A 7,621-nucleotide genomic window follows, 5' to 3' on the forward strand; every position below is an offset into this window, starting at 1 on the left:
ATGAGCAGCACACCAGCGACCAAGCGGAGGCCGAGCTCGAGTGGGGTCATCGTACCCAGTTACTGACATCTCGCAGTAAATAAGCAAGGAAGTTAGACAGGCGTGAGCCGTCTCACGGAACCGCTACTCTCCGCGTCCAACCGTGATGACGGGCACTGGTGCAGAGCGGACGGTCCTCTCGGCAACGCTTCCGAGTAATATACGGTCACTTCCGCGTCTCCCCGTCGTTCCCATCACGACGGCATGGATATCGTTCGATTCGATGGTGTCGAGTATCACCTCGACAGGGGATCCGTGTTCGACGTGCCGGACCGTGTTCGAAACGCCGCGTGTCTCCGCCTCGGACACGAGATCGTCGACGGCATCGGTCGCAGCCTGTTCGCTTGCCTGCTCCGAAATGGTCGAGCGAACGTCCGGACCCAGCGAGGTATCGTCTACGACAGATAGCACGTGAACGGTCGCATCGAGAGCCGCTGCAATGGAGAGGCCATGTTCGGCAGCGTGGACCGCACCAGCACTCCCGTCGGTCGGAAGGAGGATGTTCTCGTAGGGGAACACCAGTTGTTCGTCGGGCTGCATCCGCGTCGTCAGAACAGGGACCGAAGACAGGCGAACGACCTTCTCCGTGACGCTTCCGAGAAAGTATCGTGACACTCCCTCTCTACCTTGGGTCGGCATCACGATCACGTCGTAATCGTATTGCTCAGCGTACTCGACGATCGTCGGCGCCGGAGTCCCTTGAACGACGTCGGAATCGTAATCTACACCGAGCGTATCCAGTGTCTTCGCTGCTTCCTCGACGATGTCCTTGCCCTCCCGAACGAGTGCGTCAACGACCTCGGTTTCGACGACCGTGAGGCTCTCGCGTGTCGTATCCGCGACGAACAGAACGTGGATAGTGGCGTCGGCCCAGTGTGCGATCTCGGCAGCGTGATGCAGTGCCTCCGCCGCCCCATCGCTTCCATCGAACGGGAGCAGAAGGTCCTCGTACATGTGAGTACCTACGGGCATCACTCCCAAGTGGTTTGTCACCACCACTCGACTCCGTCTTCCGACCCCGTCTCACCGTGATGGGCGACATTCGGAGGGTTTCGCGCATACGTCTTCGATTAACGGGGGACGGAAAGATCGGTCAGTGGATATCGTGCGCTGATACCGCAGCGTTCAACGCCGCGCTCGAAACTCGTGTGTGAACTGTCCTATGCCACTCCCCAAAGAGTGTCTCTGCCCGTCGCGTCGGCCCGACGGTGGGCCGGCGTCTTTTAGTGTGTGCTTCCCTCCAGTTTGTCTATATGGATGGCTCCGAGGGCCCGAGAACCAACCGGTCGTCGACCGAGGACGTCCTCTCGCAGGTGTTCCGGAACAGCCGGCTGAACGCCATACTGGCGTGGGTACTGGTCGCGGTGCTGGTGGTCACCTTCGTCGAGAGCGTCTGGGACTTCGACCGACTGTGGATGGCCTTCGTCGCCACGACCGCCGTCATCGTTCTCGTTCCGCCGGTCGCCCACCGCGACTGGGAGGTCATGCTCCCGTGGGAGTTACTCGTGCTCGCGTTGCTGCCGATCCTCGCCCGTGCGACCGTCGGCGGGGAACTCGGGCTGTTCGCCTACTACCTGTCGGTCGCCGCGCTGGCACTGCTGATCACCGTCGAACTCCACATGTTCACCCAACTGCGGATGACCCACTGGTTCGCCGTGCTCTTCGTCGGTATGGCGACGATGGCCTCGACGGCCGCGTGGACGGTCGTCCGCTGGAGTATGGACCGAACCTTCGGAACGAACCTGCTGGGTCACCTCGAAGCACGGGGCGCGCCCCTGCTTCCGCCCGACCACACCGCACAGGAGGCCGCCAATGCCGGTCTGATGGTCGAGTGGCTTTACGTCACCCTTGCCGGACTGGTCGCGGGGTTCCTCTTCGATGCGTACTTCAGACGGCGCGGTCGGCAACTCAGCCGCCGACTCTGGGGTGTGGTTCGCCGATGACGCTGTTGCCGCGGCCATCGTGGCGGAACCAGCGTCGACTCACTCGCGGGATGCAACTCACGCTGGTCGGCATCATCGGCTACGGCCTTCTCGCCGGCGCGCCGAAGGCCATCACGAACGGCGTCATCGCGCTGGGTATCACGTTCGTCCCGTCGCTTCTGGAGCGGAACTACGACATTCCGCTGGACCCGTGGCTCGGCCTCTGGATCACGCTGGCGGTCTTTCTACACACCATGGGGTCGGCGGGCCTCTACCAGCAGATCCCGTGGTGGGACCACATCACCCACGCGATGTCGGCGACGCTCGTCGCCGGCGTCGGCTACACCTTCGCCCGCGGCGTCGACCTTCACAACGACGAGATCCACCTGCCGCGGCGCTTCTATTTCGCCTACGTGCTGGTCATCGTGCTTGCCTTCGGTGTCGTCTGGGAACTCTTCGAGTTCGGCCTCGACGTCGTGGCTCACGCTACGGGCGTGGATATGCCGCTGGCCCAGTTCGGCCTCGACGACACCGTCAAGGATCTGCTGTACAACTCGCTGGGAGCGGTGTTGGTCGCCGTGTTCGGACAGGCGCACCTCTCGGGGCTCGCGGAGACGGTCCGGACGAGTCTCATCGCCGACTGAGGAAGGCGGCTGGACGATTCGGTGTCGGTCGGGACGTCCCCGACGAAGAGACAGCCGATCTCCATGACGCCAAACGTTCATTACCTCTCCTATCCATCATCCAGTAATGGTGCGACGACGGCTCACGGAGTATCGACGCCGGGTTCGGTCCCGGCTGGAGGAGGCCTTTGTCGGCGAGCACACGCCACAGCAGGTCGCACGCAGTTTCGCGGCCGGGGTATTCATCACGGCACTGCCGACCTTCGGCGTCGGCGTCCTGGTCTTCGCCGTCATCGCCGCCCTCTCCGAGAGCGTCAGTAAACTCGCGTTGGTCGCTTCCGTCGTCGTCCTCAACCCGGTCGCCAAATGGGGCGTCTACGCCGCCAGTTTCTGGCTCGGCGTCCAGCTTATGGGGCCGCCCGAGGTCACCGTCTCGACGATCTCGTTCAGTGCCGCCCCCGAGGTCGTCGCCCGACTCCTCGTCGGCAACCTCATCATCGCGGTGATTCTCACTATCGCCGGCTACGCCTTCGCGTTCCGTGTCATCCGGGAGATGCACGAACGGGACCTCGGTATCGCGGAACTGGTCGTCGGCGAGTAAATCGGTCAGAGACGGACTATCCTACCAGTTCGTCGAGGTTCTCCAGCGTGAGGTCGGTCCCCTTGCTTTCGCCGGGGAGGATATCTCCCAGCGAAGCCCCGATCGATGCCGCCGCCCAGATGACCGTGACCCGAGCGATCATCTCGGCGGCCGTCGGCCCGCCCGCGAACAGCCGCCCCCACATGACCATCAGGCCGGCCGCGGTCAGAAACGAGATAGTGAGGACGCCGACGAGTCGCCGCGGTACCAGTCCGAATATCGGATTCGTGATCCGAACCTCACGGAAATCGACTGCATAGAGGAGCCCTGTCGCCAGCGCGATGACGAAGGCGGTGTTGGCGAGGAGGAAGACGGGGATACCCAGGAAACGCGAATCGAGGAAGTACTGCGCGATGACGAAGACACCGTCCTCGACCAAAAGCGGGAGCCCGAAGATGATGCTCCCGACGAACGCCTCGCCCATGTCCCGGCCCGTGTACTTCGAGATGTGTTCGCTGACGGGCAGATGTTTCAGCATCCGCTTCGTGTGTCTGAGCTCCTCTTGGCCCTCCGCAGTGGTGATCGACCCCTCCAGTTCCTCGAGTTGGTCGAGGATGTCGCCGACGTCGATGCCGTCGCGTTTCGGGACCCGTTCGTCGCTGCTCATAGCGATAGCCTCTCGCATACCGGACTAAAAGATACCTCCGGCAGGGTCGGTCGGGATTTATACGTACACCCGGCGAATCCCTGGCGTGACGACGCTTATAAATGGGGTTCTCGGTGGGATCATCGCGAGCGCCGTGGCCGCGATCGCACTCCACGTGCTCGGTGGCCCCCGCCCCTTCGAGGTGCCGGGCGAGGAGAACACCACCACGGTTCGGTGGCGGGTCCTGCAGGCGACGCTCGGCTACGGGGCCATCGCTGGCCTCGGCTTCATGATCGTCGAACTGTACGTCGTCGACTGGCTCTCGGTTCCGCCGACCGCCGTCGAGGCGTTCGCGGCAGCCGGTCTGTGGGCGGGCCTGATGTTCGCAATGTCGGCGCTCGCCTCGCTCGTCGGCGAGGGACAGGAACTCGGTGGCTTCCGGCGTCTCCTCCTGTTCCATCTGGTCTTCGGCGTCGTCTTCGGTATCTGGGTTCGGATGACGTGGATTACCTGAACCGCTACTGCCCCGGTTCCCCATAGCGGTACTGTCCATGAACTTACGGGATACGTTAGGCCCTCCACGGGTTGAAGTATATCTGCACGCAACCTCCGCGAATGGACGCGCCTGACCAAGCCAGTCACGAATCGGCGGCTCCGGGCGAACCGGTCTACAGCAACGACGGGGAACTGCTGGGCCGCATCAGCAGCCTCACCGACGTCGGCTTCGAAGTCGAAGAGGTCGACACGACCGACCTCGACGAGGTCGATCTGGAGGAACTGCCCGGCCAGAAGTTCGGCGGGGGCTACCTGATGTGGCGCTGTACCGAGTGCGGCGAGATGGGCGAACTCGACGACGACATCCCGGACTCGTGTCCGAACTGCGATGCGCCGCGAGAGGCCATCGAGGAAGTACAGGAAGACTGACGGCCCCCACGGCCACGGTGAGACGAGGGTCGAACAGACGTTCCGCTAACTGTCCATCGTATCGAAATGTACGCCCGGAACACTAACTTCCGACGTCACTCCAAGCGGCGTGCCGTGGTCGGTCGGCTAACCCTCGTGCCGGGCGGGCGGCCCGTCAGGGCCGCCGGTTGCGCGAGCGGCGGTAGCCGCGAGCGCGGGGGACACGTCGTGTCCCCAATTGCCGAGACGGCGTCAGCCGTCGAGGCGAGAGACGCTACGCGTCTCCAATTGCGCCGGTAACACCCGACGCGGCGGGTCGAACGTGACCAGCGGTGATGTCGCACACCCGGGTTCTCCGGTCCGTCATCGCTGCCCGTGGGGGGCGGCTCCGTCGGGGACTAAAGGTGCGCGAGAAGGGCTAGGTCGTTCGTCGGCTTAAGTTACCGGGAACGCTGGACGCTGTACTCGGATTCCCGGATCTGGGCGTAGCCACCGTTTCGGAACCCGAACTTCTTCCATTTGTACTCCGCGAAGAGCTTCGCCCCCGTCCAGCCGGCGTAGACGGCCTCGTGGGCCGAGAAGCCGCCGTCGCTCATCACGTCGCTGATGAGGCCGAACATGGTGTCCCAGTCGTCGGGTTCGTAGCCGCGGACCATGTCGGCGAAGACGCAGTTGCGGCGGACCTCGTCGCCGATGGCGTCGTGCCACAGCGCGTTGTAGCTGTCGAGGGTGCCGCGGGCGGCCAGTCGGCCGGCGAGCTGGCCGGTCCGGATGGCGACGTGGTCGCCGCCCTCGTGGAACTCGGAGGTCGCCCCCATCGCGCCGCCGACGACGGCGACGTTGGCGTCGGTCGGGGACTCGATGGGGCGGGTCGAAGAGATGGGGTAGGTTTCGGTGCCGCCGGATTTGCCGCGGTCCTCGACGAGCGGGAAGTCATCGAGGTCGTAGCCGGGATACTCGCGTTCGAGCAGGCGCCGGATGTAGGTGCCACCCTGCGGGACGCGTTCGTCCTCGGGTTCGAGCAGGCAGTACTCCTCGCGGTTCGCCACGTCGTCGATGTCCATGCCGATGGGCATCGTCAGGCCGACGCGGGCGACGGGGTCGTCGTTCGGGAAGACCCACGGGTAGGCGGTGTGGCCGGGCATGTAGCCCCACCAGAACTTGATGCGGTCGTCCTCGAACAGTTCCTCGGGGAGGCGGCGGTACTCCTGATAGGCGATGTGGTTGGTCTTCCGGGAGTCGAGTCGCGACATCGCCGCGTCGGCGAGCCAGTCTTCGAGGACGGTGCCGGTGATGGTTCGCTGGGGGCCGTCGGCCAACACGAGGTAGTCGGCCTCGATCTCTGTGCCGTCCCGGAGCGTGAGAGTGTGGGTCGGTGTGCCGGTCAGGTCCGTCTCGACGTTGCCGACGGCGGTGCCGACGCGGTATTCGGCGCCGGCGTTTTCGGCGCGCTCGCGGAGCCAGTCGTCGAAGCGGGCGCGGTGGAGGGTGAAGCCGAAGTTGGGGTAGGAGGAGTCGATACCCGTCGACGTCAACTCCACGGATTCGTTGGGGGCGACGAACTCCGCGACGTCGAGTTCCTGATGTTTGACGTGCTCGGGGATCTGCTCGCCGAGGTTCATGATGTCGACCCAGTAATCGAGGATACCGGCGGCGTCCGTCGAGTCGGGACCGAGGTGCTCGCGGTCGGCACGGGGGACGCCCTTCTCGATGACGACGGCGTCCGCGCCCTCGCTGGCGGCCGCGTGGCCGGCCGAACTGCCGGCGGGGCCGCCCCCGACGATGGCGACGTCTACCTGTTGCATACACTTCTCGGCGTTCCCGTAGGGCTTAAAAGAATTGACCCGGCGTCGGGGGACGGCCACCGCGAGACGCGCGGTCGGGTCAGTATTCAGGCGATTCTTCGGGGACGCCTTCGCGCTGGTTGACGACGCGGGCCCACACGAAGAGGGCGTCCGAGAGGCGGTTCAGATACGCCACGGCGTCCTCGTTGATGGGCTGGTCCGCCGCCAGCGCCACCGCGCGGCGCTCCGCTCGCCGGCAGACCGACCGCGCGTGGTGGATCTTCGACCCGACGTCGCTGCCGCCCGGGAGTATGAAACTCTCCAGCGGCTCCAGTTCGTCGTCGTAGGCGTCCATCCACGCTTCGAGGTCGTCGACGTGTTCGTCGGTCACTCGTGGAGCGTCCTCGTCGTCGCGGTCCGGGTTGGCGAAATCGGCCTGGATGATGTGGAGGTGGTTCTGCACGGCGCCGAGTTTCTCGTCGATGTCGTCGTAGCCCGACGGCCGGATGCGCCCGACGACGCTGTTGAGTTCGTCGACGGTCCCGTAGGATTCGATGCGGGGGCTGGCCTTCGAGACGCGCGACATGTCTCGGAGGTCGGTCATTCCCTCGTCGCCTCGACCGGTGTAGATCTTCATACTCGACCCTTCGACCCGCGAGGGCTTATAAGCGGAGGCTACTCCTCGTCGTTGGCCGGTTTCTTCGCGTCCGTCTCCCGGTCGTCACTCGTCGGCTTGACGAAGAGATACGCGAAGACGCCGATAGCGACCGCCAGCGGGAGGCCGAACTCCACGCTAGCACGCACGTCCCCGACGAGAATCCCGCCGAGCAGCATCAACACGAACGCGAGCGCGAAGAACGTCGTCGCCCTGATAAAGTCGTCCTCGACGAGGCTACGCATTACCGGGGAGACGCGCCGCTGTGGGGTAAACGGTGTGTTTCGACGCGAATGGATGAAGCGCCCCACGGGGACCGCGGGGCAGGCATGAGGCACGTGACGAGTGTGGCCCGCCAGGCCACGGGCACAGCGTCGCCCGACGGACCACGGAGGGAGCATCCGCCGAGGGGGCGTCCGAAGGTCGCCCCCGAGGCGGTTCACGGCGACGAGGCCCGAAGGGTCGAGTC

Annotated in this window: 10 protein-coding genes; 5 read left to right on the top strand and 5 right to left on the bottom strand. The window is 64.8% G+C overall.

Features of this window, described 5'->3' with window-relative positions:
- Nucleotides 1–123 precede the first annotated feature (123 nt).
- A complete protein-coding gene (locus V5A53_RS11120) occupies nt 124–993 on the bottom strand; it encodes a universal stress protein (protein WP_332313682.1) in 870 nt (289 codons plus the stop codon).
- 299 nt (nt 994–1,292) lie between these two features.
- On the opposite strand from V5A53_RS11120, the gene V5A53_RS11125 reads away from it, so the two are divergent.
- From V5A53_RS11125 to V5A53_RS11135, 3 genes are all read left to right on the top strand, one after another.
- Nucleotides 1,293–1,982: a hypothetical protein gene (locus V5A53_RS11125; protein WP_332313683.1), complete on the top strand. Its 690-nt coding sequence runs from the start codon at nt 1,293–1,295 to the stop codon at nt 1,980–1,982.
- On the top strand, nt 1,979–2,605 hold the full coding sequence (locus V5A53_RS11130) for a hypothetical protein (protein WP_332313684.1): 627 nt from the start codon (nt 1,979–1,981) through the stop codon (nt 2,603–2,605). The genes V5A53_RS11125 and V5A53_RS11130 overlap by 4 nt, the downstream gene beginning before the upstream one ends.
- 106 nt (nt 2,606–2,711) lie before the next feature.
- Nucleotides 2,712–3,185 (top strand): DUF2062 domain-containing protein, encoded by a 474-nt coding sequence (locus tag V5A53_RS11135; RefSeq protein WP_332313685.1) that lies wholly within the window; start codon nt 2,712–2,714, stop codon nt 3,183–3,185.
- Between the two features lie 16 nt (nt 3,186–3,201).
- Here V5A53_RS11135 and V5A53_RS11140 read toward each other — a convergent pair whose 3' ends face one another.
- The gene (locus V5A53_RS11140; RefSeq protein WP_332313686.1) at nt 3,202–3,831 is read right to left on the bottom strand and encodes a DUF2391 domain-containing protein; all 630 of its coding nucleotides are present in this window, start codon (nt 3,829–3,831) and stop codon (nt 3,202–3,204) included.
- Nucleotides 3,832–3,916: 85 nt separating this feature from the next.
- On the opposite strand from V5A53_RS11140, the gene V5A53_RS11145 reads away from it, so the two are divergent.
- Entirely contained in the window at nt 3,917–4,324 is a 408-nt protein-coding gene (locus tag V5A53_RS11145; protein ID WP_332313687.1) for a hypothetical protein, read from the top strand.
- Nucleotides 4,325–4,425: 101 nt separating this feature from the next.
- The gene (locus tag V5A53_RS11150; protein ID WP_332313688.1) at nt 4,426–4,734 is read left to right on the top strand and encodes a DUF7130 family rubredoxin-like protein; all 309 of its coding nucleotides are present in this window, start codon (nt 4,426–4,428) and stop codon (nt 4,732–4,734) included.
- Nucleotides 4,735–5,153: 419 nt separating this feature from the next.
- Here the strand turns inward: V5A53_RS11150 and V5A53_RS11155 are convergent, their stop codons facing one another.
- The 3 genes from V5A53_RS11155 to V5A53_RS11165 form a co-directional block, all read right to left on the bottom strand.
- Nucleotides 5,154–6,518 (bottom strand): NAD(P)/FAD-dependent oxidoreductase, encoded by a 1,365-nt coding sequence (locus V5A53_RS11155; protein ID WP_332313689.1) that lies wholly within the window; start codon nt 6,516–6,518, stop codon nt 5,154–5,156.
- Nucleotides 6,519–6,597: 79 nt separating this feature from the next.
- Nucleotides 6,598–7,134: a cob(I)yrinic acid a,c-diamide adenosyltransferase gene (locus tag V5A53_RS11160; protein ID WP_332313690.1), complete on the bottom strand. Its 537-nt coding sequence runs from the start codon at nt 7,132–7,134 to the stop codon at nt 6,598–6,600.
- A gap of 38 nt (nt 7,135–7,172) precedes the next feature.
- Nucleotides 7,173–7,397, bottom strand: a complete 225-nt coding sequence (locus tag V5A53_RS11165; protein ID WP_332313691.1) for a hypothetical protein — start codon at nt 7,395–7,397, stop codon at nt 7,173–7,175.
- Nucleotides 7,398–7,621: the final 224 nt, after the last annotated feature.

This window comes from Natronomonas sp., assembly GCF_036625485.1.
In the GTDB taxonomy this organism is placed as follows: Archaea; Halobacteriota; Halobacteria; order Halobacteriales; family Haloarculaceae; genus Natronomonas.